Origin of the sequence: Chryseobacterium sp. Tr-659 (assembly GCF_011752975.1) — a bacterium.
In the GTDB taxonomy this organism is placed as follows: Bacteria; Bacteroidota; Bacteroidia; order Flavobacteriales; family Weeksellaceae; genus Chryseobacterium.
In genome coordinates this window covers 210568-230576 of record NZ_VWWP01000006.1, presented here as the reverse complement: position 1 = coordinate 230576, position 20009 = coordinate 210568, and the positions used below count along the sequence as shown (strand labels likewise).

The 20009-nt window shown below is 35.7% G+C and carries 14 protein-coding genes; 1 reads left to right on the top strand and 13 read right to left on the bottom strand.

What is annotated here, in order from left to right:
* Positions 1-398 precede the first annotated feature (398 nt).
* Both F3J23_RS14515 and F3J23_RS14510 read right to left on the bottom strand, forming a co-directional pair.
* The gene (locus F3J23_RS14515) at positions 399-779 is read right to left on the bottom strand and encodes a hypothetical protein (RefSeq protein ID WP_167030386.1); all 381 of its coding nucleotides are present in this window, start codon (positions 777-779) and stop codon (positions 399-401) included.
* Between the two features lie 56 nt (positions 780-835).
* Positions 836-1003 carry a hypothetical protein gene (locus F3J23_RS14510; protein WP_167030384.1) on the bottom strand — a complete coding sequence of 56 codons (168 nt, stop codon included), beginning with the start codon at positions 1001-1003 and terminating at the stop codon, positions 836-838.
* A 1416-nt stretch (positions 1004-2419) separates the two neighbouring features.
* Here F3J23_RS14510 and F3J23_RS14505 point away from each other — a divergent pair.
* Positions 2420-3085, top strand: a complete 666-nt coding sequence (locus F3J23_RS14505; protein WP_228455343.1) for a S24 family peptidase — start codon at positions 2420-2422, stop codon at positions 3083-3085.
* 160 nt (positions 3086-3245) lie between these two features.
* Here the strand turns inward: F3J23_RS14505 and F3J23_RS14500 are convergent, their stop codons facing one another.
* From F3J23_RS14500 to F3J23_RS14450, 11 genes are all read right to left on the bottom strand, one after another.
* Positions 3246-3524, bottom strand: coding sequence for a hypothetical protein (locus tag F3J23_RS14500; RefSeq protein WP_167030382.1), 279 nt, complete (start codon positions 3522-3524; stop codon positions 3246-3248).
* Positions 3525-3630: 106 nt separating this feature from the next.
* Positions 3631-4299, bottom strand: a complete 669-nt coding sequence (locus F3J23_RS14495) for a hypothetical protein (protein ID WP_167030380.1) — start codon at positions 4297-4299, stop codon at positions 3631-3633.
* A 95-nt stretch (positions 4300-4394) separates the two neighbouring features.
* Positions 4395-7352, bottom strand: coding sequence for a PKD domain-containing protein (locus F3J23_RS14490; protein ID WP_167030379.1), 2958 nt, complete (start codon positions 7350-7352; stop codon positions 4395-4397).
* A gap of 98 nt (positions 7353-7450) precedes the next feature.
* Entirely contained in the window at positions 7451-10435 is a 2985-nt protein-coding gene (locus F3J23_RS14485; RefSeq protein WP_167030376.1) for a PKD domain-containing protein, read from the bottom strand.
* A 13-nt stretch (positions 10436-10448) separates the two neighbouring features.
* Positions 10449-13238 carry a hypothetical protein gene (locus F3J23_RS14480; RefSeq protein WP_167030373.1) on the bottom strand — a complete coding sequence of 930 codons (2790 nt, stop codon included), beginning with the start codon at positions 13236-13238 and terminating at the stop codon, positions 10449-10451.
* A gap of 25 nt (positions 13239-13263) precedes the next feature.
* A complete protein-coding gene (locus F3J23_RS14475) occupies positions 13264-16314 on the bottom strand; it encodes a baseplate J/gp47 family protein (protein ID WP_167030370.1) in 3051 nt (1016 codons plus the stop codon).
* An 88-nt stretch (positions 16315-16402) separates the two neighbouring features.
* Positions 16403-16813: a GPW/gp25 family protein gene (locus F3J23_RS14470; protein WP_167030368.1), complete on the bottom strand. Its 411-nt coding sequence runs from the start codon at positions 16811-16813 to the stop codon at positions 16403-16405.
* Positions 16814-16969: 156 nt separating this feature from the next.
* Positions 16970-17260 (bottom strand): PAAR domain-containing protein, encoded by a 291-nt coding sequence (locus F3J23_RS14465; protein ID WP_194303860.1) that lies wholly within the window; start codon positions 17258-17260, stop codon positions 16970-16972.
* Positions 17261-17265: 5 nt separating this feature from the next.
* Positions 17266-19011 (bottom strand): type VI secretion system tip protein VgrG, encoded by a 1746-nt coding sequence (gene vgrG / locus F3J23_RS14460; RefSeq protein ID WP_167030365.1) that lies wholly within the window; start codon positions 19009-19011, stop codon positions 17266-17268.
* Between the two features lies 1 nt (position 19012).
* Entirely contained in the window at positions 19013-19732 is a 720-nt protein-coding gene (locus F3J23_RS14455) for a CIS tube protein (RefSeq protein WP_167030362.1), read from the bottom strand.
* Positions 19732-19893: a DUF5908 family protein gene (locus F3J23_RS14450; RefSeq protein WP_167030358.1), complete on the bottom strand. Its 162-nt coding sequence runs from the start codon at positions 19891-19893 to the stop codon at positions 19732-19734. Before F3J23_RS14450 ends, F3J23_RS14455 begins: the two co-directional genes overlap by 1 nt.
* Positions 19894-20009: the final 116 nt, after the last annotated feature.

Sequence of the window (20009 nt, the reverse complement as noted above, 5' to 3'; positions counted from 1 at the left end):
TTTTTTAAATTTCATATAAAAAGGCATACAAAACGCAACTGAAACAATTGCGTTTTATATACCCTACCTGTTGGAGTTGAAAAATCTGACCACACACGGTAGATTCTTAAAGTATTTGAGTAACCGGAAGCAGAGCTCAACTTTGCGAAAAGAAACAGGTAGTGCTGAGCTACTTCTTTTTTGAGTTTCAGGTTTCAAAATTCATGCTTTTCCAGCAGAATATTATGCTTTTTGAAGCGTGGATTCTGTAGTTGCAGCAAAGAGCTTTTCAGGAACTTTTGTTACTGTAATTCGGGGGAAACTTATCCATTACATCCATTTTTATGCTGCATCATGTTCTCCCGGGCTGCTTATGTTCTGTTGTTTAGAAAAGTCATGGTTTATAGTTCTTGTATTGCCTATGGGTTCATTTCATCTTTTTTTTCTTCCATCTCATCAGGCTGTCTGTCTGTCTTACCTCCATATCGGTTGTCAATAAGAAGATTCACTGCTTTATCAATCCAATTCGGCAGATTGGTAGTGATCATTTTTAAGAATTTATCATAGCCATATCCCAGTACAAATAATACTCCTGTTGAATACCATTTATCATGCAATTCTGCTCTGTTCATTAAATAACTCATTGTAAAGCCCACAATTACAACTATTGTTAATGTAATAAAGTGTTCCCATGGTTGTTTTTTTTCTTTATTTTGTATGGAGACCAGCACCCTTAATAATCCTCCTGAGAACGCAATTGCAGTTCCGATTAATAGAGCTTTTATACTATCCAAGTTCATTTTATATATAATTATTTATTAAAATTTTGATTTTTGTACCACTTTCAGATCGTTAATTACTCCTGTATCAGCATATACATATCATCTAAAAATCTTTTACTTTTCCGGATATTTCCTTTTTCATCTGCATAGGCCAGTTCGTCAATAAGATCATTGAAGTCTTTACGGGGCTTTTGCTGTTTTTCCTTATTTTTTTGCTTTTTCTTCTTTTCTTTTTTTTTCATGGTTTCTAAAATTGTATTGAACGGACAATTGTTTTCTCTCGCTTTTTGAAATTGATTCCCCTTAAAACTAAGGTGAGACGGTTTGGTTTTTCGGTTGATATTTCACCTGAAATAATAGAACTAAAAAGCAAAAACCGTTTTTCACCTTAGTATTTTACCTATAAATTTAAATTTGAGAAAGATGGCAGGACAACCCTCTGATTAATCTGATTGACGGGTAGTTATCGGGTAGTATAATAACTTTGAATCCTGTTCTATCTTTTGGGAATATATAATTTAAAGATCTAATTCATGAGTCTATATTAGGTCTAAAGGATCATCTTAATGGGGTTATTTAAGCATTATTGTATTCATAAACTAACCTTGAAGAATGATGTTATATATTGTTCTTTCCGACAAAAACAACATTTCTGTTAACTCTGTTACAATTACTTTCATCTGCTTGCTTTGATTGCGTTTTACATATTCGATAACGAAATCTTTTCTTTTCTCTACTAATTCTTTACTACGTTTCATTTTTGTTATGGTTAAAAGTTTTGTTTTTTAAGGTTTCAGTTTTTTTGTTTTTAGTATCAGATTTTCGCTCATCTTGAACTTTCTCGTTGAATAGAGTCGGTAAAACACCTAAAGGCTAACTTTAGGTCTTTGAGCGGATATCTAATTAAATTTTGGTTGTTCAGAAGTTGATACCGGGGTATTTCTATAGAAATAATCCACCATTGCTTCTAAATTTTACTTTTGTAAATAATTTTATTGATGCTTATAAGGAATCATGTTTTATAAACAATTAAATAATCAGTATTTACTTTTCGTATTTGTAAAAGAGCTCAGCATTCTGTTTTTGGCTTTTAAATTATCTTTAAAAAAAGCAATTGAGCTTGTTTCACACGTTTTGTTTATTCTTTTGGATGTGTTAACAATCTTACTGATAACTATAATTAATCGATATTTTATATGTTAAACAGTAATGTTTTACTACATTTTTTGCTTGTTTTTTATTTTCGAAAAAAACAAAGAACTAAACGGCTGCTTTATTCTTAAATCAATTAAAAATAAACGCATTTTTATCATCAAAACAAACAACAACAAACGCACAAAAACAATAAAAACCCATATAAAAAAACGAACAAATTGCATTAAAAAGTTTTTTTTCATTTCATTAATACCGGATAAAACAAAATCCAGCCATAAAATAAACGGGTATAAAAACATTATTTAACTTTCTAAATACAAGACTAAAGTTGTTTTAAATAAAGCTTTTAAATATTAAAACAAGATTAAATTATCAATATAATTTTGTATATTTGCGCTGTTCCATCTTAATGACGAAACAAATATACGAACATTGTTCGTTTTTCAAAATATAAAATGAATATTTTACGTATTTTTTTAAAATAAAACTATAAACATATCAAAATGAACTATTTAGAATTCAAAGAGATCAGAAAGAAACTAAACATGAAGCAGGCTGATATAGCAAAATCTATAGGAGTTGGCACCAGAGCCGTACAATATTGGGAAAAAGGCGAACGAAAAATACCGGAAACGACTGCTTACTTTGTCACTAATTTACTGCTAAAACAACAAAAGGAACTCAATAACGACAGTGCTTCTCCGGTTGTTTTTTCAGATTTAAAAATCATGAATGTTCCGCTTGCGAATCAATATGCACAAGCTGGCTATTTGAGCAGGTTTGCAGATGAAGAATACATAGAAAGCCTGCCTACCATTCCTTTTACCGACGATGTGGAACATCGGGGAGAATATATGTGCTTCGAAGTAAAGGGAGACAGTATGGACAACGGGTCGTATGAAAGCTACCTGGAAGGTGATATTATTTTATGCAGAAACATCAGGCAAGATTATTGGATGAGTAAACTGCATTACGATAAATGGGATTTTGTAATTGTTCACAAGGAAAAAGGTATTCTGGTAAAACGAATCATCAACCATGATGTTGAGAATGGCATTATCACCCTTCATTCTTTAAATGAGTATTATGATGATCTTGAAATTCACCTGAAAGATGTTGCAAAACTTTTCAACATCATCAGTACAAGACGTAAAAACAACAGAAGATAAAATAAAGAACTGCTTGACTGAATTAAAATCCTCATTTTTTAGAGGATTTTAATTTTCGCCAATTTTATAACTATTAAAGATTTTTCTTCAATTTCCAATGAATTGAAATCAATTCATTTATAATAAGTAATCATCCGGGCAAAAGCCCATCTTGGTTGGATTACTTGCCCTTGCTGCAGTTGCCAATTTGAAAAGAGCTTTCTTTTTTAACACTTGCCCCATCTTTCGTTTTTAGTGTTACCACTAAATCATAAACACCAGGTGTATCAATGGGCGGTAGCGATACTACTCCTCCACTCACCGGCACCGGCTCAATAGTGTATATCGTATAGGGATTCCTTGATCCTTTGATTTTATAGGACGCAGTTGCGCCTGTTATTGGCTCTGAAGACGTATAATCTATCTCAAATAAAATACTGCAATTTGCTGCTGCTGCCATTATGTTGTTTTTTTATTGTTATTATTATGTTTTTATTGATGTCTAAGGAAAACAAAAGACAATTGAATGATGAACAGCATCCTCTATCAGCTGATGTATTAATCAATTATTGGGTATAACCAGCTCCCAATGCATAATTCAATCCCGGATCTACGGTAAACGCAAAATTTCTTATCGTTCCTGAATCTGGCCCGATATGCTGATAATCAATAAATAACGCATTAGGTGCTGTAGGATTCACTACGTTCACTGTACCGGTTTTACCTGTTGTAGTACAGGTAAACATACCTCCACTCGTTTTGCCCGTAGCGCTTTTTATCAGATTTGTTGTGAACTCTATTTGGTCACCAACTTCTGCTGTGAATGATTTCCACTTTTCTATCGGATCAATATATCCAAGGCCGGTTTCTGTTGTATCCACTATAATAACGCCGTTTTTTTTGATTGAAAAATTAACCACAGTATCCAATTTATCTCTTATAAAAACACTATGGTTCCAAAATATTGTTCTGGTTGGGCACTCACCAATATGAAAGAAACTTTTTTTATTTGTAGTTGCTCCTTTCGAATGCAGTGTTACCATTAAATCATACTTCCCGGGAGTTTCAATAGACGGAAGAACTACCGTACTACCGCTTGCCGGCACCGGATCTATAACATAGACCTCGTAGGGATCTGTTGAACCGCTGATCTTATATGATGCAATTGCCTCTGTTATTGGCGTTGAAGATGCATAATCTAACTCAAATGAAATATTACAATTTGATGCTGCCATGATGTGATTGTTTATGGTTATTATGTTTTCATAGATATCTAAGGGGAGCTTATTTAATCTATCCACTCCCCTTTAGCATTACAAAGAATGTCTGTTTATGACAAACATCTATTCATTTCTTTGCTGTTAAATTCGACATTATGATTAGCTTTCAATTCAACTTCTTCATGTATAGCCCCTGAATCATCCGTTATCTGTAATGTTAGGATGGTAGTATCGGTTTGTTGACCGTAAATAAAACCGTTCACATTTAAAAACATTCCGAAAGTTACCGGCACTTCTATTTTTTGCTCAAAGCCATCGTAAACGATTACATCAGAGAAATTTTTTATTCCTGAATAATTTTTAAAATCATTAGTGCTTACAGTTCCTTTTTTGAAAACCTTTACCAGTCTTACCTGGCCTCTCGGAACATTCACTCTTACCACCATTCCTGCTTCACATTGGTTATAAACCGGTTTTACGATCACTTCAAGTTCTGGTTTAGATGGTAACGACAACACGGCTATTTGTGCAATATCAGTAGCCAACACACCACTAACAGGATCCTGAACCATAAGTTCAAATTGATAGACTCCATCTACCAAATCTGTAACTTGCAGCGTAGCTTGGTTTTCTCCATTAAGTGTGGCTCCAGGGCCACTTATCTGGCTCCATTTATAAATAAGATTTGAAGCTCCTGAACCAGACCCCCACAATGTAACAAAATTGATAGGTAAAGAGATTGTTTGATTACCTCCTGCATTAGCTATAATAGTTGGAGGGATATATCCTTCACAGCAATTGCCTTTTGGGAAATTGATATTCTTTATTGTAATATCCGGAACAACATACCAGTTGTTTATTTCTATGTCCTGAGTACATCCGTTGTTGCCTACACTCACTCTTATCGTTGGAATTTTTGGCGGAGTCAGATTGTAGAAAGTATAACTAAGATTTCCTTTGGCATCCGGGTTCATAGTAACGAAACTTCCGTTACCCAAGAAATCCCAGCTGTAGTTATAGCTTGCAAAATCGTCTCCCGAAACTTTAAAGTTGACTGTGGTTGCCGGTGAACTTCCTTCCGGATAATCAACAGAATTAGCAACTATCTTTACTTTTGGCTGTGCAGTAACTTTAATACTGCAACTCGTTGGTACTCCGTTGACCGTAAAGGTAATTTCCTGACCATATAACTGAGGGCTTACCGATGCCGGATCAAAGAAATATTTTCCATTGATTATTTGTACTCCTCCATTCAAACTTCCATCAACAGCAGCTTTTACAACTCCATTTAAAGGAAGTACAGTAAAAGGTATAGGGCGCGACTGGGCACAGATAACAGTATTGGGCAAACTTAATTGTATTTTTGTTTTTGGGGTACAGCACATGTATGGAAGTGAAAAATCTGCAATAACTCTTCCTACAGGATCATAAACCATTGCAAAAGTACCTCTTCCTTCAACACCTCGCTTATGTTCCAATCCCGGATGTTTTTCCAGATACTCGTTGAAATAAGCTTTTACCACATCCTGGTTATTAACTAATTCTTCTAAGGACAGCACCATAATATCAAAGCCCAGCTGCTGCTTATCCCTGATCTCCTTTATTAGATCAAAGGCCTTTTGATAATCCATTCCCTGATGTCCTTCTATATTATAAAACGAGTATTTATCTAAGTTAAAATTTAAAGGATATTGTACATACTCGTTTGATGACAGCATAGTTCTGTCATATGCTAAATTAGTTTTGAACGACCGATTACTTGTTTTATCAAAATTCCATGTTTTTAAAAACTCGTCTGTGATCTGGTAGTAAAAAGGGACTGCTTTATTTCCCGGAAAACCTGATCTTTTCGATGGAGTAATTTGTATTTGCCCCTTAAAAGCATCCGGAGGATTAATCACTCTAAAATTCTGTACCTGCTGATTAAAACGATTTATTAATGCTATTACTTTTTGTGTTGCTTTTTCATCATCTAAAACAGGCGAATTATAAAACTGATGTCTTCCGGGGTCTATCTGATTGCTTGACAGCAACTTCCCAAGCATTATATGTTTAGGAAAAGAAAGGAAGTCAGGAAAACATTTGGTAAATGCTTTAGGAAGTAATTTTATAATTTCAGAATAGGTATCCATCAAATCCTGTACTACATCATAAGCATACTGAAATCCAAATCTTTGAGTAAGATGTTTTTCAAGTCTGTCCCTGAATTGTTTGTATCCGCCTGTTGGAAGTCCCATTATTTGGCAAATTGCAGTGATTTTTTTAAAAATACTCTCACCATATCCATTTTTTTCTAAAACGGAGGTATATATTTTTTTCAAATCAGAGGATAAAAAGTTGGCTTCAACTCCTCTTTCCAGAATAAGCCGTTCAACAATAACTCTTTCTTGTTTTACAGGTTCCAATATATCCTTTATAAACAAAGGATGAGACTGAATACGGTCTTTTCCTAAAATATTACTGATACCAGCTGATGTTGTAACTAATACTTTTAGGTTCCGGATCTGCTGAATTCCATGATTATCACAGTCTACCCCTCTACAAGGCTTCACTTCTTTCTCATAATCCTCCAAATAGAGCAACAGGTATTTGTCATCTAAATTTGATAGATTACTAAGGGGTTGAAAGCTGGAATTTGCTTCCTCATCTGTTGCTAATTCCCAAAGCTCAATCTGTTTATCGCTTCCGTCATAAAATGCCGGATATTTTACTTTGAAATTATCATATGTTTTAAAGTGAGTATAATTTTTACGTTCTACTTTAATGGTCTTTAGGTCGCTTACATACAAATCTTCACTTACTTTGCTGGTTTTATTCAAGGTGAGCAAATCTCCGTCAGTTGTCAGCCCTACTCCCTGAGAAAGCTCTATACCGCTCAACAACTGGTTTGTATAGATAAGATTGGGTTTGAGGCCACATACGATACCAACTCCTTGCAGCAGTACTCTGGATAAACGGTCCTGATCTTCAAAAAAATCCAAAAACTCGTTGAACTGTTTATGTTCTATGTATTGTCCTTTACTGAACTTGCGGTATTGGACTGCTATATTACTTAATTGATTATTCACAATTGTTAATTTTTAATGATTTATTAAGATCGTTTAATAAACTTCACAGACAGCATGACTGCCTATGAAGTTATTACACTTATTCCTCCTTAAAATTCTTATCTTTTGTCTCCTGTACAAGGGTTAATTTCTAAGAAATTTCCAACTGGATTACCAAAATAAATTGGTGTCGGATCATTAGCAAGGAATAGCTGAGTATAAGCAACACCGGTATGGCAAGAACCTAATGCACATTCAAGAGAGAATTTCACAAAACCATCTTGAGCTCCTGCTGCTAATTGTATTGCTTCATCCTGAGTGATGATGATTTCATTGTATCTGCTAAGTCCGCTTGTAACACCTGGAGGATAATTGTGTCTATCCTGGGTTGCATTGGTATTACTTAAATGGATGTTTCCTTTTATCACTCCTCTAGGATCCACGTATGGATTAGTACCTTTTATCAACTGCCCGTTTCCAAATAAATTGAAACTAGCATCATTACACTCATGATATTCATCTACGCCATGTCTGTACTGAATTACGATTCTCATTCCGTTCAGACACACAACTGTCATTTGTCCTGTCAGTTTCAGTGGAGCAACAGCAAATGTGGTACTACAACCGTTTTTATTCGTTACGGTAAGAGTTGGATGGAAGGTTTCTTCCTGTCCGGCAATAAGATTATAGGTATGCTGAACAATTCCATTGCTTGGTAATGTGTTTGATGATAGCAGAGGGCTTCCGTCTCCGAAATTCCATGTATAAGTAAGGCCGGCACCGTTATTCGGTACGCTGACATGGAAGTCTACAGTAGCATCCGGATCTGAAGTGTCTGCACCATATGTTACGTTTCCTGAAGTAACAGATACGGTTGGCTGTTCATACACAACTAATTGAGCATCCACAGGATCATCATTAACGGTAAAGGTAATTGTTTGTCCGAAATAGGCAGGATTTACCAAACCAGGATCAAAGAAGTTCTGACCTCCGGATTGTGTAACTGCCGGTATCAGAGTACCATTTACAAATGCTTTTACCTGAGCATCCAGCGGAACAATTGTTAAAACAATAGGAGCATCTTTTTGGCATAGTTTGTTGGTTGGTAATACCAGGAATACCGGATCTTTTTTAGAACAGCATAGGTAAGGCAATGAAAAATCTGCAATAACCTGATTTTCTTCTTCTGACACATAAATTAAAGCGATAGTTCCTCCCAGTTTTGAACCTGCTATATGCTCCAATCCTGATTTTCGCTCTAAAAATTCGCTTAAAAGTTCACCTACAATATCTTTCTTTCTAGGGTCCTCTTTCACAACTGTAATACCGTCTGCAGAACCCTTGGCAAATTCAGCCTGGTTTAATAATTTTAATTTATCATCTAATTTAGAGATATTAAGCAAGGTATTTTGTGAATTTCCTGTTCGGTTGCTGATATCACTTGAAATGGATACCAATTGCTTTCTGAGGTCATCTATCGATACTGTTTTTTCATCACTTGATACTTTGACCTCAATTTTTCCATCCTTTTTTAGAACCAGTGCAATGACATCAAATGCTAATCCGTATTTTGCTTTAAGATCATTAATATTTTGTATTGCCGTTTTATAAGGCAATCCTATATGACCTTCAATTCTACAGAAATCATTATCATCAATATTATAATTCAGTGGATTCTGAATAAAATCGGCTCCGGCTAAGTTGAGGGTATGATAGCTTAAGTTGAAAGTTTCTCTGTCGGTTTTTGTTTTTTCAAAGTTCCATTGATCCAATAATGCTTTATCTACATTATAATAATATGGAATTGCTTTTTCTCCCAAGTCTGCATCAAGATAAGAAGGAGTAATTTTAATAGGTCCTACATACGATTGAAATCCGTTTATTTTCTGTACAAATCGATTAGCAAGCATTATAATTCTTTCATAATTCTCATCATCGTTTGTAGTTATTGGTGAATTATAAAAACCGTGACGGAAAGGGATATATTCTCCTAACGCAAGCGATGCAGAAACAGGCCCAAGCATAAGGTGTTTAGGGAATGAAGCTATAGCCGGGCAACATTCTGCATTAAGATGCAGTACCAATCCTTTTATTTCGTTATAGGTATCAATTAAATCTTTTATCAGATCATACCTATATTGAAAATCTTTCCCGCTTACCGTGGGGTATAACAAAGACTTCAATTTATCAATAAGAGATTGCCCCCCAAGGTTAACACCCACGTTAAAAGTTCCTGCAATTGCGCTGAAACCTTTGTTTAGGTCTGCAATAGCACTAACAGCAGCGTTTATAAATTTTGCTTCTAATTGTGCTGCTGATATAATACTGGAATCCAGAATAACTCTTTTAGCCTCTATACTAGGCAGCTGATCAAAAAGCTCTTCATAGCTATTGTGAAGCTTGTAAATTGTATCTTTTGCATCACCCTTAGCCATAAGCTCTGTAACCGCACTTGAATCTGCTAAAAGCACTCTAAGATTCGATACCTGCTCTGCTCCGTTATTATCACAATCAGCATCCTGACATGGCGATTCTTCATTGGAATAACTTTCTAAATACAGGATGATCACTTTATTGTATATATTGTTGATGGTTTTTACCAGCTTAAAATCTCCAACATTAACACCTCCGGATTTTAACTGATTATATTCATCTTCCGTAATCATTTCCAAAAGAGGTATTTGTTTACCATCAATACGGAAATGTTCGTATCTGATTTCATCAACGTAATTTCTATAATATTTATAGGCTAAAGCATCGAAGTTAATATTAGTATTAGATGGTAGGTCTCCTCTTTGGCGGAGCGTTATTAAATCTCCATCTGTAGTAACCCCAGCACCTTGTGAGATTGTAATAGCGTCAAGGTCTATAATTTCTATTCTTTCAGCTTGCGGATTTTTCTCCATCAAGGCTTTCATACTTGAAGTTTCTACGTATATGGATTGAAAGCCGCATACTACTCCTACACCACTCAGTCTGGTTCTCGAGAGTCTGTCCTGGTCTTCGAAATAGTCTATAAACTCGTTTAGTTGCCCTTCCGTTAATGCCTGATTTGCATTGAACTTTCTATATTGGGTTGTTACATTATCTAATTTGGTATTCATTGTTTTTCGATTTTTATATATTTGATTGTCCTAATATGATTTTTCCGTCTAAACTGTCATTATCATCTGCTGCACAGTCTAAGAGTCTTCCCGGTCGATAAATATTGTTCAGATTGGTAAGAGCGGTCAGTAAGTCCTGAATACTGTTTCCTAAGTTGATAATATTATTTTTCGATTTATCCGAAAGGTATTTTTTAAAGGCAACTTCAAATTCAGACAAGTCATTCTGAGCGGTTTGTTTTTCGCTCAATCGGTCTCCAACCCAGCAAATTTTTGCTAAAACATGGGCCGGAATCTCCTGTCTGATCACTGTTTCTGCATAGCGTCTGAAATCAGGATCCTGAAAACGATAGGCAAAACCAGGAAGAACGATACTTACCCGGTAAGAGTACGGATCAAAAACATCTGTTTCGCAGTCTTCTTCACAGGAAGACATAAAGGCTTCCGAATATTTTATCGGATCTACTGCAGGGTCTTTTTCATCGAGGTCATACATTACTCTGAATGTGCCTTCTATAGACATGCAACCAATACCACCCATGAGTTTATAGTCTTTAGTGGTTGGTTTTAATAACAGATGCTCAACAAGGAAAATTCCCTCTTCGGTAAAATCATATTTAAAATAATTCACCGTTTTAATAATACCTTTTCTCAATTCCTTCAGCGTTATGTAAGGATTGGTCTTTTTGTGAGTAGCAATCACCTTTGGTTCATCACTATCATCCAGAATTTCAACATAGTAGTTACCTCCTAAAGAAAAACGAATTACCATATTTCCGATTAAACCATCTTTACCTGCTTCCAGTTCATCCAAAGCATTTTCAAGATCTTCCTGATCTATCTGAATCATCTGATAAATTGCTTCATTAAGGTTTTTGGTGGCAGCATATTCAATCTGATAAGTATTTACAGATGACAGGATAATATTGCTCTCGGCATCTTTTATTTTCCAGGTATAGCTTGCTTTACCCTCCGTATTTTCTGTTTTAATGATGGATACCGGAGTCTGAGATAAATTTCTCTGGGTATAATTTTTAATTCCCAACAAACGGGCTATTCTTTTTTGTACACCGGAAATATTATTGGTATTCCAAATATCTGCATCCGAAAACAAAGTGTAATTGTAACCTAATCCACGATCTTTACTTAGGGAGGTATATTCGTTTAAGAAGCTTTCTTTGTTACTTAAAACAATTTCATCGGCAGATTTTCCATACAATGATTTCATTAAGAACGTATAGTCACTGAATGTTTCGGCAAAACGAGAGATCAGATGATCTAAAACTTCATTTCGGCGTTCTACGCTGTTATCCAATTCCTCATACAATGAATCTGTAAGTTCGTCATCATCATTGGTAATATAATCTGAAACCAATTCATCAAAACCTTTGATATTCTTAAGAGCCTGTGTAAAATAAGTTCTTTTTAAATCACCGTTAACACTTAATACTTCTTTTACTTTTTCAAGGTGTTTGAAATAGCTGGCAAGGACCTGATCAAAAAATAGCAAATACCCTTTCAGCTGTTTGGCCAAGGCTTCTCTCTCCGGAGATTGATTTCCAATAATTCCTGCTTCGCCAACTCCGTAAGTATCCGGGAATTCATTTAAAATAGTAGCGTAGTTCGCTATATCATATGGAGTTCCCTGTGGCAAGATCAATTCTTTATTTTGTCTGGCGTCATCTCTAAGTACTTCTTCTTCTTTTTTGAGTGTTTCCAAGTACTCCTGAACTTTTTTGTCATTGATATTCAAAGGAAGTGAACCTTTGCTGTAGCTGAATGAACTTAGCTCGCACAGTTCCGGTTTTTTGCCTTTTTCAATGCAGATCAACCAATCATTGGTTTGTTTGATCACACTATCACAGCCTGCAATAGAAATTTCGTGAATTTCTTTAATTCCATCAATTTTCATAATTTCACTGATGATATCTGAAAGACGAACTTCTCTTCTTAACTGACTGTTTTTGAGTTCTTCAGTATCGATAAAACCATTATCTAAAAGAGGGCCTTCAAAGATCTGATCTGTAGTGAACCCTTTTTCAAGCATTTGCTTCAGTGAATAAAAATGAACCTCAGGGGACAGATAATTATTGATTGCTTTAATTACTTTAGCATGTACCAGCTCTTCATCAGCTTTGTTTACAAGTCCGATACGGGCACACACAGCCACTTTTTGGGTTTCGATTTCTTTAATTTCAGCTAGATCTTCGCAAAGACTTCTATTGGCATGGTAACGGTCTAATATTGTTATATTGACATTGGATTTTTCGCATCCGCTGCCTTCGGCATCAATATCTTCGGCATAATCTACATAAAGATCATAAAGTCCTTTTACGTTAAAGTCCTGTGTTTTTTCTCCGATAGGTTTAAAGTCCAGCTTTCCTGTTTTACAATCAACGTACAGTTTTTCATTTTTAGGAACCAGCCAACAGTTACGGATAGGTCTTTTATGACCCGCCACCAGATTAATATCTATAAACAGTTTTCTATAATCAAGTTCATTGAGAGGCCTTGAAGGCAAAATTTCTGTTGCCTTTAGAAATTGTGTATGAATATCTTTATCTATCTCTGTTGAAGACAAAATATCTTCCATGTTCAGGTTCATTCTCATGCCAAGATCTGTTATGGCATAGCTTAAAACTTCCAAAGTGGTAATACCGGGATCATGAGAGTTATAATCGGTCCAGAGTTTCCCTCCTAACTTTTCGATGTATTCAACTCCTGTTTTACGTAGAAAATGAAAATCAGTCTGATCCCCGGTTTCTATATTTTTTGATATATTAATGTGTTTATTTTCTGACATGATTATGTTTTATTCTTATTTATTATTAAATACATACTTGTTCTGTAATCGTAACCTGGTGCTGCTTGGCAGATACCAGTATTGATTTTGGATCTACTTCGATTAAAGATTGTTTCTGTAAAACATTATTCACTAATATTTTGATCTCATCAATGTAATCTACATAATACAGCTGCTCCAGATAATTAATCAACTGATTAACATTCAATTCTACATTAAAATCAATATCTTTAGATTCTGTAAAAGCCCAAGGTGATATATATTTTTTAATATCTTCATCCAATTGTCTGGTATAAAATGCTTCGTCATACTGCTCAAAGAATTTCACCTTTGTTTCTACTTTTGCTTCTTTATAATTGGGGTTAATAACCTGAGCTTTAACATGCATCGTATTTAATTCATTGACATAATTTTGAATTCTATTCAGACTCGCCCTGCTTACTCTGGGCTGATACACATCAAATGCATTTTTATTTTTAATATTAGGCACCACCATCAGGGTTACATGACCCGGAGCCATATAGGAGATTTCAGAAGTATGATTTAAGCATTTTACTTTGAAAACTTCCGGAAACTCTTGTAAAACCAGCTGTTCGTAGTCCCATTGGGTAATGGCTCTGTGTTTATGTCTTAATCGTTCACTCACGCGTCTGTAAAACTCCGTATCTGTTTCTTTGTATTTACCACCAAACGAATTATAAGGCTGGCTCACCGCTTTTACCTGAGGAACTCTGGTAATAAGTTTAGTAATGGTATTTGCTTCTAATCCGTTATTGAGATGAGACAGATCATTATCCTGATTCTGGAAGGTGGCCAAAACAGCCTGGGTATATATTCCCTGAATTTTACATACCGCATCATAACTTCTCTTCGATTTGGCTCTTATCCAGACTAATCCGCTGGTAAACCTTGTGTGGTTTGTACTAACGTCTTTAGGAATTTTAAACTTTACAATCCCCGATTCCAGGAATTTTCTGGTTTCATTTTTCAGCATATAATCTGATAGACTTGTCCATATGTTATTGGATAGGATATGCCATTCTATAAATTCTTTTTCCTGGAAAGTATCCACTAATGGGTTTTCACTTCCTTCCAGCATTTGGATCAATAGCGAAACGGTTGTTTTAGGCATTGCTTCCAGGCCGATGTATAATTCACCTCCGTTTTGGTGTACGGGTACAATACTTTTAGTGTCAATTTCTTTTTCGTATTGCCCGAATGCATCTTCATGGTATAATTGTACTCCTTTGCTTTTTGAAGCTATATCATCAGAACTTTTATCTAAATATGAATATACATTTTCCTTTGCGCTATAATTGAGTTCTATATCTTCAGCAAAAGGGATGTAAGGTTCGTTGGGAATGAGTTTTTTACTTCCCGGGCTGCTTGATAATGCCAGGGTATACAATTTAGGGTATACATCCTGTAATGAAGACTGTTTCAATGTTAACCGGATAGACTCACCTGTGCCGGCTTCATTACTTGAATTAAGTATAGAAAACTGGGTTTTGTAAGTCCCATCAGCTTTTTTAAATAAATCGATATTACTGGCTTTGGCATACCATATTTCTTTTTCCAGCAAAGCTGTATCTGCTTTAAAATAGGCATCAGAACTTACAACTGACGGGGTTCTCAGTGCTTCAAAATCCTGTAAACTGATATTTTGATTAGGCTGAATGATATAGCCGTTGTATAGATCTTTTATTGAATCAGGAGCATTTTTCCAATTGATGGTAATGTCTGCATTTTGCCATTTCTTAGAAAACATTTCAGCACATTTAATATAGAAATTAGATCCTTTAACGGGCTGTGCGGTGAATGGATAATATGGTTTCTCCGAATTTAAGGTGGCACTGTCATTTTCAATCTGAACAGATTTTACCCCTTTTACATCAACCGCTATTTCAATGTTTTTGATTAGTTTTTCTGAAAGTGCTTCATAAATATCATAGTACTTCTCTCCCTCGATCATGAATCTTACAATCGGGAAACTGGTTTCAAATGTTTCTGCCAGCGTTTCTTTATTGTATTTTACAACAGCAGGGAAATCTTTAGGTAATGTAAAAGAAAGTTCTAATTGCTCTTCTTCGTTTCTGTTACATTGTAAAACAATGCCTGATAGCCATTCTTTTTCTCCACTACAAAGTACTTTTATATTATTTTCAATATCTTTTTTTGAAATTTTCTCTAATTTTTGAGTTGAGTTCTTATTAAAATCTATTGTAAGAGTGATTGTTCTTTCACCTTCTTTTAAATCAAATAATGACGATGCTACAGAAAAGCCCAGTTTAGCTTTTGGAAGATCTTTATACATGGATCTCTCTGAATTTGTTTCATCAGAGTTATACCCGAACGGCCACCAATAATTGCTGTCTTCCGGCAATTTATCTCCAATACCATTGGCAGAGTTTGCTACCGGCGCCATTTTTAGTTCTCTTTTTTTAACATCATTCAAAAGGCTTTTGATTTCCACAACTTTTGCCTGATTGGCTACAAGCTCTTCTCCTGTTTTGTAAATGCGCTTTTTCCCATTAATGTCTTTACCGCCATCCAGCAGTGTACCGTCTGAAATTCTTTCCTGAAGTGCTTTTTTTGCCAATTCAAAAATTATGTAGACTTTATCCGACTGGGCATCATTTTTCTCGATTTGAAGAATTTCACTATAATAGAAATCCAAATGCCTTTTCGTTAAATTATTGAAGGCTTTTTTTGAGAAATCCAATAATTTTATAAAACAGACAAATAAGGTCAGGTGGGGAGTCAAGTTGCTGTCTTGTTCAAACTGGGAAATAAGATCTGTAACCTGTTTTTTCATACTTTTATATTCAACGCTTTCTCTGCGCGGAATAGCATGGGTATCATCACCAAAGAAGAAGTTCCCCCACTTTCTTTTTGGTGTTGTATTATCATCTTTATCAAAATAATGCACACTTCTGGCAAAATTGTTTGCAAATAATAGCCAATCAAACAAATCGAAATCGTGTAATTCAAGATTGCCCGGATCTAGTTCTGCTAAAAAGCGCTGCATTTGTGATTTTCCTTCACGATAATGTGAAAATGTATCTGTTTTTTTCATTTGTTTATATTTATCTTTCTATGGTCAGATGCAATACTTATGTAGTGTTTGGTAGTATTTAAAATGGCTACAGACATCCCGTAATTCATTATATTTCGGTAGCTTCTCCTTTGTAAAAAGGAAAAACAATATTGCTTCTTGTATTAGTATTTCTTACTTCGTAGTCAATTTGTATCAAAACTTCTCCCTGAAGTTCGTCTTTAGTATCAATTTCAATACTTAGAATGTTTATTCTAGGCTCATGATATAAAATAGCGCGCTCAATGATTCCTTTCATTTGAGTAATGAGCGTTAAGTCCAGAGGTTTAAATAACATTTCTTGCAGATCACATCCGTAATTAGGGAACATGACACGTTCACCCGGACGTGTTGACAATAAAATAATAAGACTGTTATTGATGTCCTCTACATCTGTGGTCATTGCCAGTTTTCCTTCGGTCTCATTAAACTCAGGCGGGAAACTCCAGCCTATTCCTAAAAAATCTGTATTTATTTTCATACGTTATTGGTATTATATTTAATTGTAACATCTTGCTTCTGTAACATAGAGTTTTAGTTATTGTAACTGTTTTGTTATGGATGTTTTACATCATACTTTTAGTCAGATCACATATCAATGACGGCTCCTATCTGTATCAAAAGCCATCTTTACCTATCATCCTCCTATCAAAACAGTAGCTTCTCCTGCGGTTATCACACCTCCATGAGCGGTAGAGTCTCCCATCCTTGCAGCGGGTTTTCCACCTATCAAGACACTTGAAGATCCTGAAGCAATGGTGTCTAACGGGCCTGTACATACTGCTTTGTCTCCCACTCGTGCCGCGGGCATCCCTCCAATAAGTACGGTAGGTTCTCCTGCCGGAATGATGGGGCCGCCTACATGCGGTACATTTCCCGTCACCATAGGACAGGTATGCATATCTGTAATTCTTGCTGCCGGTTTCATGATGATTAATTGATTTTAACTTGAGATCCTTTAACAACCGTTACTGCTCCTGATTTAAGTTCTGAACCTGAACTCCCTTCTGCCTTCAATTGGGCACTTGCTTTTATATTGATGTTAGTTCCTTCCATATTGATATCCCCTGAGGCTTTGATTTTAATATCCCCTGCACTCTGCATCGTAATACCGTCACTATTAAGGGTTAAAACATTGGAATGATCATCTTCAATTTTAATAACATCGGCATCTTCATCTACAATCAGTTTTTTACCTGCCGGTGTTTCCAGGGTGTATGAAATTTTATCATCATTAAAAATCATTTTCATTTCGCTTCGGGTTACAAAGCCCTTTTCGTTATTATCATCAGAAGCTACAATAGGAGCTGGTTTTGCACTACTGTTTAACATCCCCAGTACCACCGCATCATTGGGATCATCATTAATGAATCCGATGATGACTTCATCCCCGATTTCCGGCCTGAAAAACGACCCTCTGTTTTCTCCTGCATCAAGGGTAGCTACTCTTGACCAGATTCCTTCTTCTTCGGCATTAATGATCGGTATTTGTACTAAAATTCGATCTTCTCCATCCGGATCAGATTCTAATTGTGATACAACCCCCACCTGAAGCCCGCTTATGGAAGGAATAATCCCGGAACCAGGCATTTCGCTTATATCATATGTCTCTGAAAACCATGTTGGAGAAAGCCCGAATTGAGCGTCTACCAGCCAGTTTCCATCAGCAATCTCATGACGAACCCCTGTTACGTATATTTTCCCGTTAAATCGGTTTCCTACTCCCTGTAGTGTTAATGAAACCCCTGGTTTAACAGATGGGATTCCCTGGAATTTTACTCTTCCTCTTGTCTTTGCTAACTGCTGAAAAGTTGCTTTGGCATCTCCCCATTCCTGCAGCTCACCCTGGGTTATATTTCCGCCATGTCTAAGCTGCAAATCTTCAATTCCAAAAACATTAGCTAAATCACCGGAAGAAAGATTTCCATTGAGATTAATGGCCGGATCCTGGGCTTCCACTTCTGTAAGTTCCTGATCGGTATAGCTCCATGTTTTAGCGGTAATTTTATTGAATTGATCTCTGGCATCTATCTCTCCGTCAAATTCATGTACGGATGAGCCGTAGACCACAGTTTCCACAGTTTCTCCACTAAAATCAGGTTTAGCTACTTTGATGGTTCCGTTGTCAACAAAACAAAGTTTACCGTTGGCCTGTGCTCTGGTCAGCATAAAATCCCAATCAGAAGCACGGTATTGTATGAGTTCTTTATGAGTATTGGTTGTTGCTTCTACATCGGCTGATGCTCCGCTGTTACCGATCAGTTCTTCAATGATATCACTGTCTTTACTGTCGTAGAAATATTTGCTTTTTCTTCCTAAGGTCATTTTTACAGCCTTATCTCTGCATTCTATGATGAGGTAAGAAGAGCCGTTTCTCACTTTTATATTATGCTTTACAACCACTCCTTTAAAAATGGTTTCTTCTTCAGAATGGTATCCGGCAGTGATCTCAATTTCTTTTCCGGGAATTAACAAATCTTCATTACTTAATTTGAAGTCCTGTTCCGGTGCACTTCCGTCTAAAATAACAATGCGGGCGTAGGGAATTCTGTTTACTTCTTTTTCCACTACAATACTTTTCACCCCGTACTTGCCAGGCAACTCTGTGCCTCCGGACATTACCTTATAGGTAATTAGATCTGGATTTTTTACTGTTTGTATATATCCGCTATTATTCATATTATGAGACTTTTTCTAATGGCGGAAAGTACAGCTCCTGTCCCGGGATTAATTGTCTAAAATTGATGAGGCCATTTACTTTGGCTACTTCCAGGTAATATTTGGAATCTCCGTAAATTTTCTCGGTCATTAATGGTAAGGTATCTCCTGCCTGTACTGTTCTTTTGTGCGTTAAATCGGGAGAAGATTTTTTGTCTTTTTGTGCTATAAGCTCCTGGCTAATTCCTTCTACAAAGGTTGCCTTACCTATCGCTCTTAATGGAGTTCCATCTTTATTAAACATCTTATAATCTACCGTAAATTCAGTAAGAGCTCCTTTAAACTCAAATTTTCCCCAGATAATAATCACATTGTATGGCTTATGAATCGGGCCTTTAAAATCTCCTGTTGCTTCATAAAAACGATTCAATTGAGCCGTAACGGTGTCATGAGTGAATTTTTTGTTCTTTATCGTATTGATAAGTTTATTACCTGTATATGCTTCTGTTACTCCGGTACCATCAAATAAAAACTCCAATTGTAAGGATTGCGGTGGTGTTTTTACATACTTTGAATTAGTTCCACTTGCTCCGGTTTCTTGTGTCGTATTATATTCAATTTTCCGGGTAAAAGAAAAACCTGTCGGGTTAATAAGCGCTACAAAAGCATCACTATCGATTATACTTTTATAGCCATTATCCTTGTAAGTTCCTATCTTAACTTTTATAATTTCACCTCCCATTATCTTTCTTTTTTACGTTGTTCAATATTTACTACTTGTTCCACGCTTTCACTTATAGCCCGCATAATCTGCGATTCATCTACAGGTGTTTTAGTAGTCTCTGTTGCTGCTTTTTCGTCCACATTAATTTTAATGTGGAGTTCTTTTATTTCTATTGGCATTTCATTCGTTTTTAATCAATCATTAACATTCAAAACATTAACAATCAATGATTTAACATATTTTTTTTAAAAATCTAAGCACATGAAAGGGGTGTTCAGGCTTGGTGATAGACCAA

Coding starts and splice junctions, on each gene's coding strand:
- F3J23_RS14515 (WP_167030386.1), bottom strand. CDS start 779: ATGAACTTGGATAGTATAAAAGCTCTATTAATCGGAACTGCAATTGCG.
- F3J23_RS14510 (WP_167030384.1), bottom strand. CDS start 1,003: ATGAAAAAAAAAGAAAAGAAGAAAAAGCAAAAAAATAAGGAAAAACAG.
- F3J23_RS14505 (WP_228455343.1), top strand. CDS start 2,420: ATGAACTATTTAGAATTCAAAGAGATCAGAAAGAAACTAAACATGAAG.
- F3J23_RS14500 (WP_167030382.1), bottom strand. CDS start 3,524: ATGGCAGCAGCAGCAAATTGCAGTATTTTATTTGAGATAGATTATACG.
- F3J23_RS14495 (WP_167030380.1), bottom strand. CDS start 4,299: ATGGCAGCATCAAATTGTAATATTTCATTTGAGTTAGATTATGCATCT.
- F3J23_RS14485 (WP_167030376.1), bottom strand. CDS start 10,435: ATGAATACCAAATTAGATAATGTAACAACCCAATATAGAAAGTTCAAT.
- F3J23_RS14480 (WP_167030373.1), bottom strand. CDS start 13,238: ATGTCAGAAAATAAACACATTAATATATCAAAAAATATAGAAACCGGG.
- F3J23_RS14475 (WP_167030370.1), bottom strand. CDS start 16,314: ATGAAAAAAACAGATACATTTTCACATTATCGTGAAGGAAAATCACAA.
- F3J23_RS14470 (WP_167030368.1), bottom strand. CDS start 16,813: ATGAAAATAAATACAGATTTTTTAGGAATAGGCTGGAGTTTCCCGCCT.
- F3J23_RS14465 (WP_194303860.1), bottom strand. CDS start 17,260: ATGAAACCGGCAGCAAGAATTACAGATATGCATACCTGTCCTATGGTG.
- vgrG (WP_167030365.1), bottom strand. CDS start 19,011: ATGAATAATAGCGGATATATACAAACAGTAAAAAATCCAGATCTAATT.
- F3J23_RS14455 (WP_167030362.1), bottom strand. CDS start 19,732: ATGGGAGGTGAAATTATAAAAGTTAAGATAGGAACTTACAAGGATAAT.
- F3J23_RS14450 (WP_167030358.1), bottom strand. CDS start 19,893: ATGCCAATAGAAATAAAAGAACTCCACATTAAAATTAATGTGGACGAA.